Source organism: Geobacter sp. AOG2 (genome assembly GCF_019972295.1).
GTDB lineage: Bacteria > Desulfobacterota > Desulfuromonadia > Geobacterales > Pseudopelobacteraceae > Oryzomonas.
This window is the reverse complement of record NZ_BLJA01000001.1, coordinates 1043173-1059943: the sequence shown is the minus strand read 5'-3', so window position 1 is coordinate 1059943 and position 16771 is coordinate 1043173. Positions and strand designations below refer to the sequence as shown.

The 16771-nt window shown below is 55.0% G+C and carries 18 protein-coding genes; 6 read left to right on the top strand and 12 right to left on the bottom strand.

Annotated elements, in window-relative coordinates:
- Positions 1-77: 77 nt before the first annotated feature.
- The 5 genes from LDN12_RS04890 to LDN12_RS04870 all read left to right on the top strand — a co-directional run bounded on the left by LDN12_RS04890 (position 78) and on the right by LDN12_RS04870 (position 5811).
- Positions 78-413 (top strand): hypothetical protein, encoded by a 336-nt coding sequence (locus LDN12_RS04890; RefSeq protein WP_223921562.1) that lies wholly within the window; start codon positions 78-80, stop codon positions 411-413.
- Positions 400-1269, top strand: coding sequence for an HDOD domain-containing protein (locus LDN12_RS04885; RefSeq protein WP_223921561.1), 870 nt, complete (start codon positions 400-402; stop codon positions 1267-1269). Before LDN12_RS04890 ends, LDN12_RS04885 begins: the two co-directional genes overlap by 14 nt.
- Positions 1266-3824 carry a response regulator gene (locus tag LDN12_RS04880; protein WP_223921560.1) on the top strand — a complete coding sequence of 853 codons (2559 nt, stop codon included), beginning with the start codon at positions 1266-1268 and terminating at the stop codon, positions 3822-3824. The genes LDN12_RS04885 and LDN12_RS04880 overlap by 4 nt, the downstream gene beginning before the upstream one ends.
- A gap of 53 nt (positions 3825-3877) precedes the next feature.
- A complete protein-coding gene (locus tag LDN12_RS04875) occupies positions 3878-4288 on the top strand; it encodes a response regulator (RefSeq protein ID WP_223921559.1) in 411 nt (136 codons plus the stop codon).
- Positions 4289-4440: 152 nt separating this feature from the next.
- Positions 4441-5811 (top strand): sigma-54 dependent transcriptional regulator, encoded by a 1371-nt coding sequence (locus LDN12_RS04870; protein ID WP_223921558.1) that lies wholly within the window; start codon positions 4441-4443, stop codon positions 5809-5811.
- 67 nt (positions 5812-5878) lie between these two features.
- Here LDN12_RS04870 and LDN12_RS04865 read toward each other — a convergent pair whose 3' ends face one another.
- From LDN12_RS04865 to LDN12_RS04840, 6 genes are all read right to left on the bottom strand, one after another.
- Positions 5879-6274 carry a hypothetical protein gene (locus LDN12_RS04865; protein ID WP_223921557.1) on the bottom strand — a complete coding sequence of 132 codons (396 nt, stop codon included), beginning with the start codon at positions 6272-6274 and terminating at the stop codon, positions 5879-5881.
- A gap of 37 nt (positions 6275-6311) precedes the next feature.
- Positions 6312-6674, bottom strand: a complete 363-nt coding sequence (locus tag LDN12_RS04860; RefSeq protein WP_223921556.1) for a PDZ domain-containing protein — start codon at positions 6672-6674, stop codon at positions 6312-6314.
- A gap of 55 nt (positions 6675-6729) precedes the next feature.
- Entirely contained in the window at positions 6730-7134 is a 405-nt protein-coding gene (locus tag LDN12_RS04855) for a hypothetical protein (RefSeq protein ID WP_223921555.1), read from the bottom strand.
- Positions 7135-7199: 65 nt separating this feature from the next.
- Positions 7200-7781: a CsgG/HfaB family protein gene (locus LDN12_RS04850; protein ID WP_223921554.1), complete on the bottom strand. Its 582-nt coding sequence runs from the start codon at positions 7779-7781 to the stop codon at positions 7200-7202.
- A gap of 47 nt (positions 7782-7828) precedes the next feature.
- The gene (locus tag LDN12_RS04845) at positions 7829-8500 is read right to left on the bottom strand and encodes a response regulator (protein WP_223921553.1); all 672 of its coding nucleotides are present in this window, start codon (positions 8498-8500) and stop codon (positions 7829-7831) included.
- Positions 8501-8686: 186 nt separating this feature from the next.
- Positions 8687-10486 carry a beta-propeller fold lactonase family protein gene (locus LDN12_RS04840; RefSeq protein WP_223921552.1) on the bottom strand — a complete coding sequence of 600 codons (1800 nt, stop codon included), beginning with the start codon at positions 10484-10486 and terminating at the stop codon, positions 8687-8689.
- A gap of 527 nt (positions 10487-11013) precedes the next feature.
- Here LDN12_RS04840 and LDN12_RS04835 point away from each other — a divergent pair.
- A complete protein-coding gene (locus tag LDN12_RS04835; protein WP_223921551.1) occupies positions 11014-11520 on the top strand; it encodes a chemotaxis protein CheX in 507 nt (168 codons plus the stop codon).
- Positions 11521-11529: 9 nt separating this feature from the next.
- Here LDN12_RS04835 and rseP read toward each other — a convergent pair whose 3' ends face one another.
- Genes rseP through pyrH form a run of 6 tightly spaced genes read right to left on the bottom strand, consistent with a single transcriptional unit; the run spans position 11530 to position 16665 of the window.
- Entirely contained in the window at positions 11530-12681 is a 1152-nt protein-coding gene (gene rseP, locus LDN12_RS04830; protein WP_223921550.1) for an RIP metalloprotease RseP, read from the bottom strand.
- 1 nt (position 12682) lies between these two features.
- Positions 12683-13843, bottom strand: coding sequence for a 1-deoxy-D-xylulose-5-phosphate reductoisomerase (gene dxr, locus LDN12_RS04825; protein ID WP_223921549.1), 1161 nt, complete (start codon positions 13841-13843; stop codon positions 12683-12685).
- 4 nt (positions 13844-13847) lie between these two features.
- Entirely contained in the window at positions 13848-14597 is a 750-nt protein-coding gene (locus LDN12_RS04820) for a phosphatidate cytidylyltransferase (RefSeq protein ID WP_238482092.1), read from the bottom strand.
- A gap of 32 nt (positions 14598-14629) precedes the next feature.
- Positions 14630-15385 (bottom strand): isoprenyl transferase, encoded by a 756-nt coding sequence (locus tag LDN12_RS04815; protein ID WP_223921548.1) that lies wholly within the window; start codon positions 15383-15385, stop codon positions 14630-14632.
- On the bottom strand, positions 15385-15942 hold the full coding sequence (gene frr, locus LDN12_RS04810; RefSeq protein WP_223921547.1) for a ribosome recycling factor: 558 nt from the start codon (positions 15940-15942) through the stop codon (positions 15385-15387). The genes LDN12_RS04815 and frr overlap by 1 nt, the downstream gene beginning before the upstream one ends.
- A 3-nt stretch (positions 15943-15945) precedes the next feature.
- Positions 15946-16665, bottom strand: a complete 720-nt coding sequence (pyrH, locus tag LDN12_RS04805) for a UMP kinase (protein ID WP_223921546.1) — start codon at positions 16663-16665, stop codon at positions 15946-15948.
- Between the last annotated feature and the right edge of the window lie 106 nt (positions 16666-16771).

The window sequence follows — 16771 nt, the reverse complement described above, 5'->3', positions numbered from 1 at the left end:
GTAAATGCTGGATGCATCCCCAAGCGAAAGAACGCCGTGACCAGTGATTTTGCCGGTTTACCTAGGGATACTAACTTGTGGGATTAACCCAAATCGACAACCTTGAAGTGGGCATGACCCTGGCAAACGATGTTCACGACCGCGCCGGAAGATTGCTGTTGGGCGCAGGAGTGGAATTGAGCCAGAAGCATCTCGTCGTCTTGCGCACATGGGGCGTCATGGAGGTGGACATCGTCGGGGGTGAGGATGACAACCAGGGTAGCCATCTTCCTGCGGAGATCACTCAGGAGCAGTTGGACTCCGCCATAGCGGCCCTCGCACCGCTTTTTTGCAATAGTGACTTGCACCACCCGGTCATGCGCGAACTGCTTCGCCTCGCCGCGTTGAGGAAGGCCTCCCATGGCCTTTTCTGATCGTGCCCCCATCACCCTGGAGCAGCTCGTTGAGCAGACGCGGACCGTCTACTCCCTCCCCTATTTCTACGAACGTTTCAATGAGGCCATCAATCATCCACGCAGTTCCATCGCCGATATCGCCAAGATAATCATCGAGGATCAGGGCCTGACCGCGCGTATCCTCAAGCTCGCCAACAGCCCGATGTTCGGGTATTACGCCAAGGTTGACTCCATCACTAAAGCAGTGACTATTATCGGTACGCAACAACTACGCGACCTGGCTTTTGCCGCCTCTGCCATGGGGGTTTTCAAGGGCATCTCCGAAGAATTGATGAATATGGCTCTTTTCTGGCGGCACAGCATCGCCTGCGGCATCATCGCCCGCAACCTGGCGGCCTGTCTGCGTGAAAGCAATGTGGAGCGTTTCTTCGTGGCCGGAATCCTCCACGATGTGGGGCAATTGATCATGTGCTCGGCCATACCGGACACGGTCGGCGAATTGCTGGCACTCAGCCGGTCGCGCCAGGAGCAGTATCACCACACCGAACGGAGTCTGCTGGGATTTGACCATGCCGACCTAGGGGGTGCGCTTTTGCAGGCCTGGAAGCTTCCGGCCAATATCTTCGAACCGGTGGCCTGTCACCATGCTCCCCGCGCCGCCGCGCAATTCCCATTGGAAGCCGCTATCGTCCATCTGGCGGAAATCATCTGCCAAGCCTTCGAATTCGGTGTCAGCGGCGAATGGTGCGTCTCCTCATTTGAGCCGGCGGCATGGGAACGCCTCGGCATGCCGGTAAACACCCTGGCAACGATCCTGAAACAGTCGGAACCGCAGATCGAGGAGACCTTCGATATCCTGATGGAGGGGCAATGAAAGAAAAGATCCCTCCTCTCTCCCATGAATTTCTCAAAGAGCGTGTCCAGTATCTGGAAGAGGCCAACCGGCGTTACATGTCAATCCTCGACATGCTTGCGTCGAGCCTGGATTTTCACGGAGACCTTAACCGGGCCAAGGATTTTTCAGACATCTTCCGCGCTACCCAGGTCCAGGTTTGCCGGATACTAGCATGCCGGAAAACGGGATGTCTTGAGGCGATGGAAGACGGCAGCTTCGAGCTGTCATCATGGGAGCCCAAGGATGCCAGGAAAGAGATTCAATCGGAGATCGAGGCAAAGATCATGGACGGGACCTTTGCCTGGGCCTTGAACCGCAACCAAGCCATCCTGGTGCCGCTTGCCGACAACCGTACCCTGCTTCTGCACAGCATTGCCACCCGTTCCCGAATTCTGGGGATGTTTGCGGCCATCCTGCCCGGAGATTCTGCCGCAGTGGATGCCGCAGCCCTCAATGCCATCTCCATCGTACTGTACACCTGTGCCCACGCCCTGGAGAGCACAACTCTCAATGCCAAACTGCACGAAAACATGGCAACCCTTGAAGAGAGGGTTCAGGAGCGGACCCGCGACCTGGCCATCGCCCGGGAACTGGCCGAAGAGGCCAGCCGTGCCAAGAGTGCCTTTCTTGCCAACATGAGCCACGAGATCAGGACCCCCATGAACGGAATCATGGGGATGACCGATCTTCTGCTCGCCGGCGGGCTTACCCCCGCCCAGGAGCGCCAGTTTCACCGTGCCATTATGGACTCGGCCGACAGCCTGATGGTTATCATTAATGATATTCTCGACTTTTCCAAAATTGAGGCAGGCAGGATAGAACTGGATGAGTCCCCCTTTCTGCTGCGTACGGTTATGGGGCAGGTGCTGCGCTCACTGGCGCCTAAGGCGGTTGAAAAAAAACTGGAATTGCTTTGTGCTCCGGAAACGGATGTGCCCGATGCGCTAATAGGCGACGCCGGGAAACTCCGGCAGGTGCTGGTCAACCTCGTCGGCAATGCCATAAAATTTTCCGAGCGGGGCGAGATCGTCGTGCATACCCATGTCCTGGCTGACGATGGGGACCAAGTTCTGCTCCAGTTCTCGGTCAGCGACCGGGGGATCGGGATATCCCCGGAAGCCTATGGCCGGATCTTCAACATGTTCGAACAGGCCGACTCGTCCACGAGCAAACGTTTCGGCGGCACCGGCCTCGGGCTGACCATCTCCCGGCGGATCGTGGAACTGATGGGGGGCCGCATTTGGGTCGATAGCACACCGGGGCAGGGAAGTACGTTCCATTTCACTGCCCGCATCCCGGTCCAACAACAGACGGCGCCCCGTCTCGAACCGGCCGAGTTGATCGGGCAGACAATCGTTGTCGTGGAACAGATTGAACAGAGCCGCCGCACCTTGGCCGAATACCTGGCCGCATGGGGGATGGAGCCCCTTGTGGCGGCCGACGCAGAAAAAGCAGAGGAACTCATCCGCGTGGCTAACCACAAAAAACTCCCACTACTGGCACTCGTGGACTTGCAGACCTTGGGCACGGACTGCTGGGGTCAGGTCAAGCTGCTTCAGGAAGCCAGCCATACCCCCATTAAGATGATCGTCATGACCAGCGCCGGGATTCGCGGTGACGCGGAACATTGCCGCCGGTTGGGGATCGCCGGGTATCTCACCAAACCGTGGGTGCATGACGAACTAAAGGACGTCATTCTGGCGGTCCTGACTGGCGGGAGCGAGGGGCAGCAGGTGCCGGTGACCCGCCACACTCTACTGGAGGAGCAGGCTCGCCTCGACATCCTGGTGGCCGACGATGTGGAGGTTAACCGGATGCTTGCGTTGACCATCCTTGAAAAACAAGGACATCGTGTCACCTTGGCGACCAACGGCCGGGAGGCTGTTGAAGCCTACGCGGCGGGACACTTCGACCTTATTCTCATGGACGTTCAGATGCCGGTCATGGACGGACTCCAGGCAACGCAGTACATTCGGGAGTTGGAGAGGGGTACCGACAAAAAATGCCCTATCCTTGCTCTGACGGCCTATGCCGGCCGGGAAGACCGGGATAAATGCCTGGCTGCGGGTATGGATGGACACCTTTCCAAACCGTTCAAGGCTGCCGAGCTTGAGTTTGCCCTGCACCAGCAGTGCGGCTTACCGGGCAGCCGAGGGCCTGCTTCGGGACCACCGGCTGCATGTGACACCACAGGCGAGGACATGCCGGTATTCGATCATAGCGGGCTGCTCTGCCGCCTGGGAGGCAAGACCGAGCTGATCGGCAAGTTTGTTGCGCTGTTCCAAAAGGGCATGACAGGAAACTTGGCCAAACTGCTTGCTTCCACGGAAAGCCGCGACAACGATGGGATACGGGTAAGCGCCCACACTATCAAGGGGGCAGCAGGCAACATTGGAGCGCCACGGGTTCAGGATATCGCTCGACGCATCGAGGAAGCCGCCCGGGAAGAGAGGCTGGCTGAAGCACTGGCCCTGCTCCCCCACCTGAACGACGAATACGATGCATTTGTACGCTTGATCGAGAAAGGGCAATAATCGTCGGCCCAGTACGATCCGCACATGGCTCGATTTACCAAAGGAGGATACGGATGGAACTCAGAAAATGTCTTGTTGTGGATGATGACGAACTTGGGCGTGAAATCATTGCCCAATACCTGGAGAATGTTCCCGTCGTTGATACCGCCATCAACGGTCAGGATGCGGTCGAAAAATTCCGGGAAGCCCTGACGTCGGACGCCCCCTATGAACTTATCCTACTGGACATCGTCATGCCGGATATGGATGGGATCGCCGCCGGCAAAGAGATCAGGAAACGGGAGAAAGAATTGGCACTGCCGACAGACAAGCAGGTCAAGATCATCATGTTAACCGCTCTCAACACGCCGCAGGACGTAATGCAGTCAATGCTGTCGGTTCAATCGTCAGCTTATCTGGTCAAACCGGTGGAACCTGATAAGGTCCGAAAAACCATCAGCCAATTGGGGCTCAGGATTCCTTGACGAGTCCAATTGGCTGATCGGGCGCATAACGGGATAAATAGTTTGTGGATGGAGACCCGCCCCGCAAAAAATTCATTTTGTAATACAGCGGTGCATGGCATAAAATTAGACTATTGCAATATAATTACTCTAACCCTTCAGGCATGTTTCCCATGATGATCCCGACAATTCTCATTGTTGACGACGATGAACTGAGCGTTCGCATGCTGGAGGCCCAGCTTGGCGAGGCGGGTTTCGCCTCCGTTACCGCGCTCAGCGGCGTCGAAGCCCTGGGAATTATGGAACGGCAGCCGATCGATCTGGTCATCTCCGACCTGGTCATGCATGAAATGGATGGTCTCGAACTCATCCAGCAGATACGGAAAAGATATCAAGGAATACCGGTCGTTGTGGTAACGGCAAACGGCAGCGTGGAGAGCGCCGTTGACGCCATGCGGCGCGGGGCCTACGATTATCTGGAAAAGCCCATCAATCCGGTTATTTTGCGCATTACCGTCCAACATGCCCTCACCTACCACCATGTCATCCGGGAAAATGAGCAGATCAAAGGGCTCTTGGGAGAACGGTTTACCTTTCAAAGCATTGTAACCGTGAACCCGGCGATGAAGGAGATGTTGAGGTTGGCCGCCAAGGTCGCTTCGGCACGTCAGACGACGGTGGCTATCTACGGCGAAAGCGGTTCCGGTAAAGAGGTGCTGGCGCGGGCCATCCATTTTGCCGGCAACGGGCTTCCAACCGGTTTTGTGGCGGTCAACTGCGCCGCTATCCCCGAGCATCTGCTGGAGAGCGAGCTTTTCGGCCACGTGCGGGGGGCCTTTACCGGTGCCGAGCGCGACCGGGAGGGGAAGTTCAGCCTGGCCCGCGGAGGCACCATCCTGCTTGATGAGATCGGCGATATGCCCCTGCCGCTTCAGGCCAAACTGCTGCGGGTACTCCAGGAACGGGTTTTCGAAAAGATCGGAAGCAATACCCCGCTTCCTGCGGAGTGCCGGATTATCGTGGCCACCAACCACAATCTGGCCGAACAGGCTTCCGCCGGGCGATTTCGGGAGGACCTCTACCACCGGATCAATGTTTTTCCCCTCACCATCCCCCCCCTGCGGAATCGCAAGGACGACATCCCCCTGCTCTGCGAGCACGCCCTTGACCATCTGCGCCAGCATTTGGGCAAGGCCCTACCCGGCATCTCCCCAGAGGCCATGGAAATTATGCTCAACCACCATTGGCCGGGTAATGTGCGCGAACTGCGCAATTGTCTGGAACGGGCAGCCATTCTCACGGAAGGGGAGTTAATCCGCCCCTCACACCTGGGCATCGGTCCGGCAACGCCACCTATGACCTCTGTCGATAATGACACAAGTGGCGACAGCACTACCTACACCCTGACAGTCTCGAACGACCTCCTCTCTCTCGATGCCCTGACAAACCGCATCCTGGCCGTTACCTTGGAACGGTGCAACGGCAACAAATCAAGGGCTGCCCAGTTGCTCAAAATCGGCCGCAAGGCATTTTACCGTTCCTGAATCAGCCTTTTGCTGTTTGCCCACCTCTACCAAAACCCATACACCTTATATTGATTTACAATATTTTTCAATAAGTTACACGAAAAAGGCTAGCAGTTATGGCAAATTTTCCGGAAGCAGATGGGGAGTCAACAAGTTCCGGTACAATGGTCGGCATGGCAAATTTGACCTTACCGTCTTCGATTTCAACCAGGGTCTTCAAAGCCTTTGTCAATCCGAACGCTGCGCCGCCGATGGCACCGATGCCAGCACCTATCCCTATATTAATGAGGTGATTAGCCGGCTTTTTTGTAAAGGCTACGGTCGCACCACCGATTAAACTGCCGATCAGAACACCGTAGAGAGAGTCTTGAAACGTATCCAAAAGGGCGGGGTCCCCACCGGCAAAGGCTGGAACTGTCGCTGAGAGCATAACGGTAAGGATGATCAGAGAAACTACTTTCCGAATTTTGTACATTTTCATTAAGCCTCCTATTGAGTGGATGTGACCGTCCTGCAGTTCATGTTCCCAAGCTTCTAATCCGGCTGATGCGGCATGAGCGGGAATTTATCCTGTGAATCCCCCCGATGAAATTTTCCGCAAAAGGGATCTCCACAAAACACCACATTCCTGCACGCTGGAGTTGAAAAACAATCCGTGTCTGCGGTCGATGTGAGGACAGACAATCTTCCATCTCCTCAAGCCTCTTGATCGGTTTTCCGTCTACCTTGGAGATGATATCGCCGGTCTCAATACCCGCCGTGCCGGCTGGTCCACCCCAGCCAACAACCATGACGATAAGCCCCTCCACCACCTCCATCCCGCTTTGTATGGCAGAAGCACTATCTACCTCAGTAATAATCATCCCGAGGAAATCAAGCATTGCTGGCGGCCTTTCATGCACCCCATGACCGCCCCGACTCATTGACGCCTCCTGTCTATCCGTTGCCATGGCACATCACGACCGAAGCAGTTCCGCACGGCACACTTTCCGGTTCATTGGGAGAATTCTCAAGTGAATGCCGCAGTTGCAGCAGTTTATCCTGAACGTCCTTGCGAAAAAACACCTCCACAGCGATAATATCTCCTTCTATCACGTCAACAAGAATATTGCCTCTTGCAGGGGTCAGCACAATGGTGGTCTGCCCTACCCCCCATCCTTTGGAGGGTTGTAACCCCGTACAAAGCATGGCGCAAGACTCTTCGCCGCTGACGCATCTATCCATATCGACCTTCATATTCTCAACCAGGCAAGCCAGCTCAGGTCTGTCCACCATGAGAAGCAAGTGTTCCAACTCGTGCGCAAAATCAGGCAGAGAGTCTCTTAATAATATTTTTTGCATGGGAATACCGTGTACGTAATCTCACCGGACCTCTAACGGCTATAGAAAAAAAGCGGCAGACCCTCTCACCTGGGCTGCGTTTCTCCGTCCTTTGGCTCGGGGAGTGTTTCTTTGATATCGGCCTTGCGGATCAAAGACTTCATCAGTTCCATAGCAGTGAGATTCGCGCCTTCGGAAGTATCATTAATTGTCACGCCCCATAGCAGTCTGCCGGTCGCGGTGTCGGCAATCTTGGCGGTCAGGGAAACTGTACAACGATTTTTCTTATCCATGTTGCTGGCCAAACTGGCGACCAAAGAGGGGGACCGGATCGACTCGCAACTGAAGTCATTGACACTGCCGAAGACCACCGCCGCGATATTATGCGACTGCAATGCGCTCCGCATATCGTCGCTCAGACCGGAGCCGTAGAACTTTGCTTCATTTACCAGGGCGGTGGTAGTGCTACGGTCAATGACGACATATCCTTTCGCCACCAACTCCAGTGCCACACGATCGGCAGCCTCTTGGCCGATGCTTTTTCCGGTATTGGTAGCTGAGGAAAAGAACGGCATGAGCGCTACCGTCTTTGTCTCAGGAATGGATCTGAACAGAGAGCAACCGGTTAATGAAATACAGAGGAACATGTAACAAACAATTAGCTTCATTAGAGCCATTTCCACTATCTTTCTCTAGTAAATACAACGGGGAAAAATCAGGCTGCCTCGAATTTGTAGCCGGCTCCATAAACCGAATGAATAAACTCCAACTCAGGATTTGCATCAGCAATTTTCTTCCGCAGTTTCTTAATATGGCTGTCTATGGTGCGACTACTGACAATGCGGCGGTCAGGATAGATCTTTTCCATGAGCTGTTGTCGGCTGTAAATGCGCCCAGGCTTGGCTGCCAGAAACTGCAAGAGTTTAAATTCTACGGCGGTAAGGTCGAGTTCATGTTCGGCAAGCGTGGCCCGATAGCGCGATTCGTCAAGGGTCAGTCCGGCGGTTTGTGTAGCCTGATCGTCGCCCATACGTCGCAGGACCGCTTTGACCCTGGCCACAACCTCCCGAGGGCTGAACGGCTTGCAGATGTAGTCATCGGCACCGAGTTCTAGCCCGAGCAGACGATCCACCTCATCAATGCGGGCGGTCATCATAATGATCGGAACATTGGAAAACGTTCTGATCTCCTTGCAGATATCTATTCCATCACGCCCCGGCAGCATCAGGTCAAGAAGAATAAGATTCGGACCGTTCTCTCTTACCCAAGGAATAACCTCAGTACCATTACACAAACTTGACGTTTCAAACCCTGCCAAGTAGAGATAATCCTTCAAAACATCCACCAACTTCAGCTCATCTTCCACAATGAGGACCTTTTTAGTCATATCAATTTCCTCGCAAATATTATCTTTTCAGATGATATCGTTTATTCTTGCACCATCTTATTAGCACAAATAGATCTGTTATTATCAAAACCTGCATATGTTTTCGCATTTATGACATATTTTAACCGCTTTTCCCTCATTTCTACTCATTTCATCCCATATCGTGTTGCTGAAAAGTGCGAAGCGTTACTGAACGGCTCCACTTATCGCCAGGGAAATTGGGGATGACGCCGTGGAAACCGTCGCTGCTCCCAAGGCCAAAGCGCCGGTTGTCTGGTTGATGGCGTATAAGGACACGGAGTTGGAAAAATAGTTTACCGCATAGGCAAATCTCCCCGAGGGATCGACCGCGACGGAACGGGGTTGTTTGCCGGATGCCACGGCCATTCCAGCAGTCAATGCCCCGGTAGTCTGGTCGATGGCATAGACGGAAACCGTGTCGGAGCCATAATTGGCTGCATAGGCATATTTTCCCGAAGGATCGACCGTGACGGAAAACGGAGTTGTGCCTGCTGCTACCAGCGTCCCTGCGACCAGTGCCCCGGTGGCTTGATTAATGGTATAGACCGAAATGGTATTGGAGTTGTAGTTCGCCGCATAGACGAACCTTCCTGATGGATCAACAGAGATGGAGACGGGATTTGTTCCGGCAGCAACAGCAGTCCCGGCGGTCAAGGCTCCGCTGGTCTGGTCGATGGTATAGACCGAAACGGTGTAAGAACCGTAGTTGGCAGCATAAAGGAACCTTCCCGATGGATCGACGGCGACGGACACAGGATTTGTTCCGGCAGCCACGGCCGTCTCGGCGGCCAAGGCCCCGCTGGTCTGGTCGATGGTATAGACCGAGATGGTATCGGAGCCATAATTCGCTACGTAGGCAAACCGCCCCGAGGGATCAGTAGTGACGGAGCGCGGCTCCAAACCTGTAGCCACAGCCGTCCCGGCGGTCAATGTCCCACTGGCTTGGTCAATAGTATAAACCGAGACCGTTGCAGAGGCTCGGTTTGCCACGTAAGCGCATTTCCCGGAAGGATCGACGGCGATACTGTACGGACCTGTTGCGGCGGCCGCAGCCGTTCCGGCGGTCAAGGTCCCGGTACTCTGATTGATGGCATATACCGAAATACTGTCTGAGCCATAATTAGCTGCAAAGGCGAACTTCGGCTTATAGGTGACGGCAACGGTTCCCGATGACACAGCTATCTGGACCGGACCATTGCCAGCCGAGACCATTCCTGCGGCAGTTAAGGCACCGGTGGCCTGATCGATTGCATAGACCGGTATGACGTAGGAAGTAAAGCTGGCTGCGTAGACATACTTGCCGGAAGGATCGACCGTGATTGAGCGGGGATTGGTCCCCGCCGACACCGACGTCCCCCCTGTCAGGGCTCCGGTGGTTTGGTTAATGGTATAGACCGAAATGCTGTTGGAGCCGCTATTGGCCACATAAACAAATTTACCGGAAGGGCCGACAACTACCGATACGGGCGTCGTGCCGGCAGATACGGCTGTTCCCGCAGTCAGAGCCCCGGTGGTTTGGTTAATGGAATAGACCGAAATGCTGTTGGAGCCGCTATTGGCCGCATAAACGAATTTGCCGGCAGGATCGACGGCCACGGAGACGGGCGCTGTACCGGTAATGGCGCTCGATGCGGCGGTCAAGGCCCCGGTGGCCTGATTGATGGTGTAGACCGAAATGCTATCGGTCCCGCTATTGGCCGCATAAACGAATTTGCCGGTAGGATCTACGGCCACGGAACGAGGTTGCGTCTTGGTAACCACATATCCGCTGTGACGTAACTGGCCGGTTGATGCATTGACGGTATAGATGGAAATCGTCCCATCATTATAATTAGCCACATAGGCGAAGCGCGGGTATATGGCTGTGGAGCCTGTCCCGCCGCCTTCACCACTGCCGCACGACGCTGAAACAAAGGCAACAAAAATCAAGCATGCCGTTCTTATTACATTACGAATCATAACCATGGGCCCTCTTTAAGTACTCTGCCTGTCAATATGGGGTTGAGGTGCTTTTTAGGAAAAACACGCCGATATGTAGGTGCCGCGTGCCGTCACTGACCGCCGGAGATCATTCCGGCTGAATGGCGGCCCCGTTTTAGCGACCGTGGAAACCTAGAACGGAAATGTGATTGAAATATGTTGGAATTCAGCAAATGAGGTTGAACGATTAAATGTTTGAATAGCGATCTGGTGAGATAAAAAAATCTTGTTGTCCACTGTTATGAGCGGATTCATGAAAGACAAGCAAGCCCGCCCTCCAGCATCATGAGCAACAATCCTGAACTGTCCCCGGAAGACACATCCTGTGCCCTGCGGGTACACCAGCCTCAAACAGCATATTTTTAACAATTTGTAATTATTACGTAAAAAATTTGGCATCCAACCTGCTAGATATGGACAATGATACGCGTGCCTGTATCTTTCCGGCGCAGACAAGGGAACGAATAGCAGGGGTTATTTATTGAATATTTTATTTCGTTACGGGGGAAAACATGGGATTTTCATCTATCTTGCTGGAGAAACTTCATACAAGCGAGGATATGCTGACAAAACTACTCATTCGGGACGTAAAGGATGTCTTCTGTACCATGGTCGGCATGGATGACCTTCTGCATCTCCCCCTTGAGATCAATCCCGTAAACCATTTTTCCGACTGCATCAGCGCCCTGGTCGGCTTGGCGGGTACCTACAACGGTCTCATCAGCCTGCACGTTCCCAACGAGTTGGCAAAAAGCATCACGACGAACATGCTTGGCCAGGAAGTCACAACATTCCATGACGATATTCAGGATGCGTTGGGAGAGGTTGCCAACATGATTGCCGGCTCTTTCAAACAACATCTGACCAACAGCGGGTTGGATATCCGCCTCTCAACGCCATCGGTAGTCACCGGAAAACGATACGCCATCTCCCTCACCAACAAGCCGGAGGCAATGGCGCTCCGCTTTGCCTCGGATGAGGACTGGTTCATGGTTGCCGTGGCGTTGGAGCACGAGTAGCCGCCTCCATCATCCCTGGCCGACGAAATACCTGATAATGTCGTTGTAGAACGCCAACAACATCAGCCCCAAAAGCAGCATCAGGCCAACCTGCTGAGCATACTCGCGCGCTTTCTGGCTGACCGGACGGCGGAAGACAAGTTCCCAGAAAAAGAAAAAAAGATGTCCGCCGTCAAGGACCGGCACCGGCAGGAGGTTGAGTACCCCCAAGTTGACGCTGAGCAGCGCCATGAAGGCCAGAAAGCTGGAACCACCGGCTTGGGCCGTTTCGCCGGCCATCTTGGCGATCATGATCGGTCCGCCAAGCGTATCCAGCGGCACAACACGCTGGGCCAGTTTTACCAGCGACATGACCGTGATCTCAATCACTTTGCCGGTCTGCACCGTTCCCTTGACCACAGCCTGAATGGGGCCGAAATGCTCGGTGACGATCTCTCCGGCCGAGGCCACGCCGATGGCGTAACCGTTGACCTTCTCGCCGAACAGGTTTTTGGCCACGCGCGGCTCGGGTGTGATAGTGAACTGAACGTAGGACATATTGCGTTTCACCGTCAGCACCACAGGCTTACCCTTGGTCGCGGCAATAGCCTCGGCCACGTCTTCCCAATGCACGATGGCCTTGCCGTCGATGGCGGTTATGACGTCGTTCTTCAGAACCCCGGCCTTTGCCGCAGGTTTGTCCTTCAAAACCTCGCCAATCTTAGCGGTTATGGAGGGCACCCCCAACATGCACAGCACGATAAAGGCCAACCAAGCAAAGACCAGATTGAAAACCGGACCTGCCATGACGATGGCAATCCGTGCCAGAGGCGGTTTATGGGCAAAGGAACGGGTCTTTTCCTCTTCCGTCAGTTCTCGCGGTACAACAGCAACCTTCCCGGCATCTTCAGTGGCGCTTTCTTCGCCTTCTTCCGAAGTGGGGTGGTGCGACTCCCCCCCCTCGATGAAGCCCCCCTCGCCGAACATCTTCACATAACCACCCAGCGGGAAGGCGGAGACCAGGTATTCCGTCTCGCCGATCTGCTTGCCCACCAGCTTTGGACCAAAACCAAGGGAGAATTTCTCTACCTTGACGTTGAACAATTTGGCTACCAGAAAATGCCCGAACTCGTGGACAAAGATCAACACCCCCAAGACAATTACGGCATAGATGACCATCATGTCAGTTCACCATTCCCCGGCAGATCTCACGTGCCCGGTCGCGCCCCCAACGGTCGGACAAGAGCACTTCTTCGATAGATTTCAGGTCATGGGCCTGATGGGCATCCATGGTCCGCTCGATAACCTCGGCGATCTGCATGAAACCGATCCGCCCCTCCAGAAACGCCTCCACAGCAATCTCGTTGGCGGCATTCATCACGGCCGGCATGCTCTCACCGTCCGTGATGGCACGATAGGCTAGGCCGAGGCAACGGAATTTCTCCCGGTCCGGTTTGAAAAAGGTCAGCCCGGACAAGGCGGTCAGGTCGAGCGGTTTGACGCCGGTTGCCACACGCTCGGGGTATGACAGGGCATAGGCGATGGGAGCCTTCATGTCGGGCGTGCCCAGTTGGGCGATAACACAGCCGTCGATGTATTCTACCATGGAGTGGATGATGCTCTGGGGGTGGATGTTGACATCGATCTTGTCCACCGGAGCGTCAAATAGCCAGCGCGCCTCTAATACCTCCAACCCCTTGTTCATCATGGTGGCCGAATCGATGGTGATCTTGCGCCCCATGCTCCAGTTGGGATGATTGAGGGCATCCCGAACCGTTACACCGACCAGTTGTTCGGTCGGCGTGTTCAGGAACGGACCACCAGAAGCGGTCAGGATGATCCGGGTAATATCTTCACTACGATGCCCCTCCATGGATTGGAATACGGCACTGTGCTCACTGTCCACCGGGTAAAGCTTGACGCCGTACTTGGCGATCATCTCCATGAAGAGATGCCCGGCGGTGACGAGGGTTTCCTTATTGGCCAAGGCGATATCCTTACCGGCCCGGATGGCGGCGGCGGTGGGGACCAGACCGGCGGCTCCGACGATGGCGGCCACCACCATCTCTGTCTCCCCGGCGGTGGCGGCGGCGATCAAACCTTCGATGCCCCCCAGAATCTCCACCGGCAGGCCGGAACACATCTCTTTAAACCTGGGGACATCCTCCGGGGAAGCAACCACCGCGATACGCGGCGAGAACTCCCTGACTTGGCGAGAGAACAACTCAAGATTGCGGCCGGCGGTCATGGCGACCACACGGAAACGGTCGGGGTAGGCGGCAACGATCTCCAGCGTGCTGACGCCGATGGAACCGGTTGAACCGAGAATGGTAAGATGTTTCATAGAGCTATCCCTTGAAAAAGTAGGTGACATAGTAGTAGAGAGCCGGCGCGGCGAAGATGATGCTATCGAGACGGTCCAGCACGCCGCCGTGGCCGGGGATGATGGTCCCGGAGTCCTTGACCCCAAAACTGCGCTTGAGCAGCGATTCGAACAGGTCGCCGGCCTGCCCGAGGGCACCGATGAACAGGGCGGTCACCAGGGCGTCCCGAAAACCCAGTTGGGGAAAAAAGCTGAATTTGGCGACCAGCGTGCCAATAACGCTGCCTGCCAATCCGCCCAAGGCACCTTCGACACTTTTCTTGGGGCTGACCAACGGGTAGAGACGGTGTTTGCCAAAGGCGCTGCCACTGTAATAGGCCGCCGAATCGTTGGTCATGACGATCAGCATGATAACCAGGAGCCATTGGATGCCGTAGGTAGTCTGACGCAACATGACCAGATGCATCAACAGGAATGGGATGTACAGGAACGCCAGCATGGCATAGGCGACCTCACGGGCGGCATCGGCCACCTCACGAATGCGGAAGAGGAACAGGAGGGCAAAGGCCAGAAACAGGAGTGCAACCCCTGCCAAGGCATGACGGTCATTACCGAAAAAGGGAATGAAAATAAAGAACGTTCCGCATACGGCTGCCGGCCAGACCTCGACGGTTCTATCTGGGAGGGCCATACGGTAGAACTCGTGGATGCCGATGAAGGTAAAAACTGCCAGCAGACAGGCGAACAACAGCGGGCCGCCCTTGAGAATGGTCATAATCAGGACTGGCAGAAGGATAAGCGCTGAGATCAGGCGTTTAATAAGGAACCCCTATTCAGGATTTGGTCGCTGGTCTTGCCGAAACGTCGCTCGCGGGATTGGAAATCGGCCAATGCCTTTTGAAACTCGTTAATGGTAAAGTCGGGCCAGTAGGTTTCGGTGAAATATAGTTCGGTATAGGCCAACTGCCACAAGAGGAAGTTGCTGATGCGCATCTCTCCGCTGGTGCGGATCAGGAAGTCGGGATCGGGCAGGCCGCCGGTGTCGAGATAACCGCCAAAAACATCCATGGTTATATCGTCCGGCTTGAGTTTGCCGGCAGCCACGTCACGTGCCAGTCGGCTTGCGGCCATACTGAGTTCCTGCCGCCCACCGTAGGAAAGCGCCAAGGTCAGAACCATGCCGGTATTGCCGGCAGTCTGGCGAATGGCGTCTTCCAGGGTTTCATTGACATCGTCGGGCAGCTCGCTGCGGTTACCTATTACATTGTAGCGGATGTTTTTCCGCATCATGCGTGCAGTTTCCTGGCGGATATACTTCTTGAGCAGCGCCATCAGCGCCTTGACCTCCATTGCGGGCCGCGACCAGTTTTCGGAGGAAAAGGCAAAAAGGGTCAAGTATTTAATACCCAGAAGGGAGGATTGCTCCACCACCATCTTGATGGTCTCAGCCCCGCGCTGATGCCCCACGATGCGCTTGAGCATGCGTTGCTGCGCCCATCGCCCGTTGCCGTCCATGATGATGGCAAGGTGCGTAGGCAGCCTGTCCGGAACGAGCGATTCCATCAAACTTCCATGACCTCTTTTTCTTTATGGGCCACGGCTTCGTCTATCTTGGTCTCGAAACTCTTGGTTATATCCTGTACATCTTTTTCGTATTTTTTCAGTTCGTCCTCGGTGATCCCCTTGTCTTTCTCCAGCTTCTTCAGTTTGTCCATGGCGTCGCGGCGGATGTTGCGCAGGGCGATTTTATCCTCTTCAGCTTTTTTCCTGAGATCCTTGACAATTTCCTTGCGGCGTTCCTCGGTCAGCGGTGGCAGGTTGAGACGGATGATCTTTCCGTCGTTGGAAGGGGTCAAGCCGATATTGGCATTGAGGATAGCCTTTTCTATGGGGCCGATCATTTTGGCCTCCCACGGAGCGATAGTGATGGTGCGCGGCTCCGGCACCGCCAGGGTGGCCACCTGACTGATGGAGGAAGGGTTGCCGTAATAGTCCACCTTGACCGCATCCAGAATGCCGGTGCTGGCGCGACCGGTCCTTATTTTCTGGAATTCACCCTTGAGAACGTTAACGGTCTTCTCCATGTGTGACTTCATGTCGTCAATCACGGACTTTGGCATGTTTTATTCTCCTTGTACGATGGTTCCTATTTCTTCGCCGCAGATGACCTTTTTGATGTTTCCCTCGCTGGTCAGATCGAACACTATAATCGGCAGGTTGTTGTCCATGCAGAGCGAGGTGGCCGTTGCGTCCATAACCTGCAGCCCCATCTTAAGCACTTCGAGATAGGTCAGTTTCGGCAGTTTGACCGCTGTGGCATCCTTTTTAGGGTCGGCCGAATAGACGCCATCCACCTTGGTCCCTTTGAGGATCACCTGAGCATTGATCTCCATGGCCCGCAGACTTGCTGCGGTATCCGTGGTGAAGTACGGGTTGCCGGTGCCGGCGCCGAAGATGACCACCCGCCCTTTTTCAAGATGACGCATGGCCCGCCGGCGGATATAAGGTTCAGCCACCTCCTGCATGGCGATGGCCGATTGGACACGGGTGGAAACACCCTGCTTCTCCAGGGCGTCCTGCATGGCCAGGGAGTTTATTACCGTGGCCAACATCCCCATGTAGTCGGCGCTGGCCCGGTCCATACCCTTGGATGAGGCGGCCAGACCACGGAAGATGTTGCCGCCGCCGATCACGAGCGCCAACTGGACCCCCATATCTACCACCTCTTTAATCTCACGGGCAATGGTATTGATGGTCAGCGGGTCGATGCCATACCCCTGGTCACCCGCAAGCGATTCGCCGGACAACTTTAAGAGCACTCTGGTAAATGACGGCCTGTTCATGGTCTGACTCCCGTCTTGAATATGATAATGTGTGAAGTCGTCGGGTCTGGGATGCTGCCAAGGCGGCGAGTATAAAAAAAGCCGGCCATGGCGGCCGGCTTCGGCG

Coding starts and splice junctions, on each gene's coding strand:
- LDN12_RS04885 (WP_223921561.1), top strand. CDS start 400: ATGGCCTTTTCTGATCGTGCCCCCATCACCCTGGAGCAGCTCGTTGAG.
- LDN12_RS04880 (WP_223921560.1), top strand. CDS start 1,266: ATGAAAGAAAAGATCCCTCCTCTCTCCCATGAATTTCTCAAAGAGCGT.
- LDN12_RS04875 (WP_223921559.1), top strand. CDS start 3,878: ATGGAACTCAGAAAATGTCTTGTTGTGGATGATGACGAACTTGGGCGT.
- LDN12_RS04870 (WP_223921558.1), top strand. CDS start 4,441: ATGATGATCCCGACAATTCTCATTGTTGACGACGATGAACTGAGCGTT.
- LDN12_RS04865 (WP_223921557.1), bottom strand. CDS start 6,274: ATGAAAATGTACAAAATTCGGAAAGTAGTTTCTCTGATCATCCTTACC.
- LDN12_RS04860 (WP_223921556.1), bottom strand. CDS start 6,674: ATGCTTGATTTCCTCGGGATGATTATTACTGAGGTAGATAGTGCTTCT.
- LDN12_RS04855 (WP_223921555.1), bottom strand. CDS start 7,134: ATGCAAAAAATATTATTAAGAGACTCTCTGCCTGATTTTGCGCACGAG.
- LDN12_RS04850 (WP_223921554.1), bottom strand. CDS start 7,781: ATGAAGCTAATTGTTTGTTACATGTTCCTCTGTATTTCATTAACCGGT.
- LDN12_RS04845 (WP_223921553.1), bottom strand. CDS start 8,500: ATGACTAAAAAGGTCCTCATTGTGGAAGATGAGCTGAAGTTGGTGGAT.
- LDN12_RS04840 (WP_223921552.1), bottom strand. CDS start 10,486: ATGGTTATGATTCGTAATGTAATAAGAACGGCATGCTTGATTTTTGTT.
- LDN12_RS04835 (WP_223921551.1), top strand. CDS start 11,014: ATGGGATTTTCATCTATCTTGCTGGAGAAACTTCATACAAGCGAGGAT.
- rseP (WP_223921550.1), bottom strand. CDS start 12,681: ATGATGGTCATCTATGCCGTAATTGTCTTGGGGGTGTTGATCTTTGTC.
- dxr (WP_223921549.1), bottom strand. CDS start 13,843: ATGAAACATCTTACCATTCTCGGTTCAACCGGTTCCATCGGCGTCAGC.
- LDN12_RS04820 (WP_238482092.1), bottom strand. CDS start 14,597: ATGACCATTCTCAAGGGCGGCCCGCTGTTGTTCGCCTGTCTGCTGGCA.
- LDN12_RS04815 (WP_223921548.1), bottom strand. CDS start 15,385: ATGGAATCGCTCGTTCCGGACAGGCTGCCTACGCACCTTGCCATCATC.
- frr (WP_223921547.1), bottom strand. CDS start 15,942: ATGCCAAAGTCCGTGATTGACGACATGAAGTCACACATGGAGAAGACC.
- pyrH (WP_223921546.1), bottom strand. CDS start 16,665: ATGAACAGGCCGTCATTTACCAGAGTGCTCTTAAAGTTGTCCGGCGAA.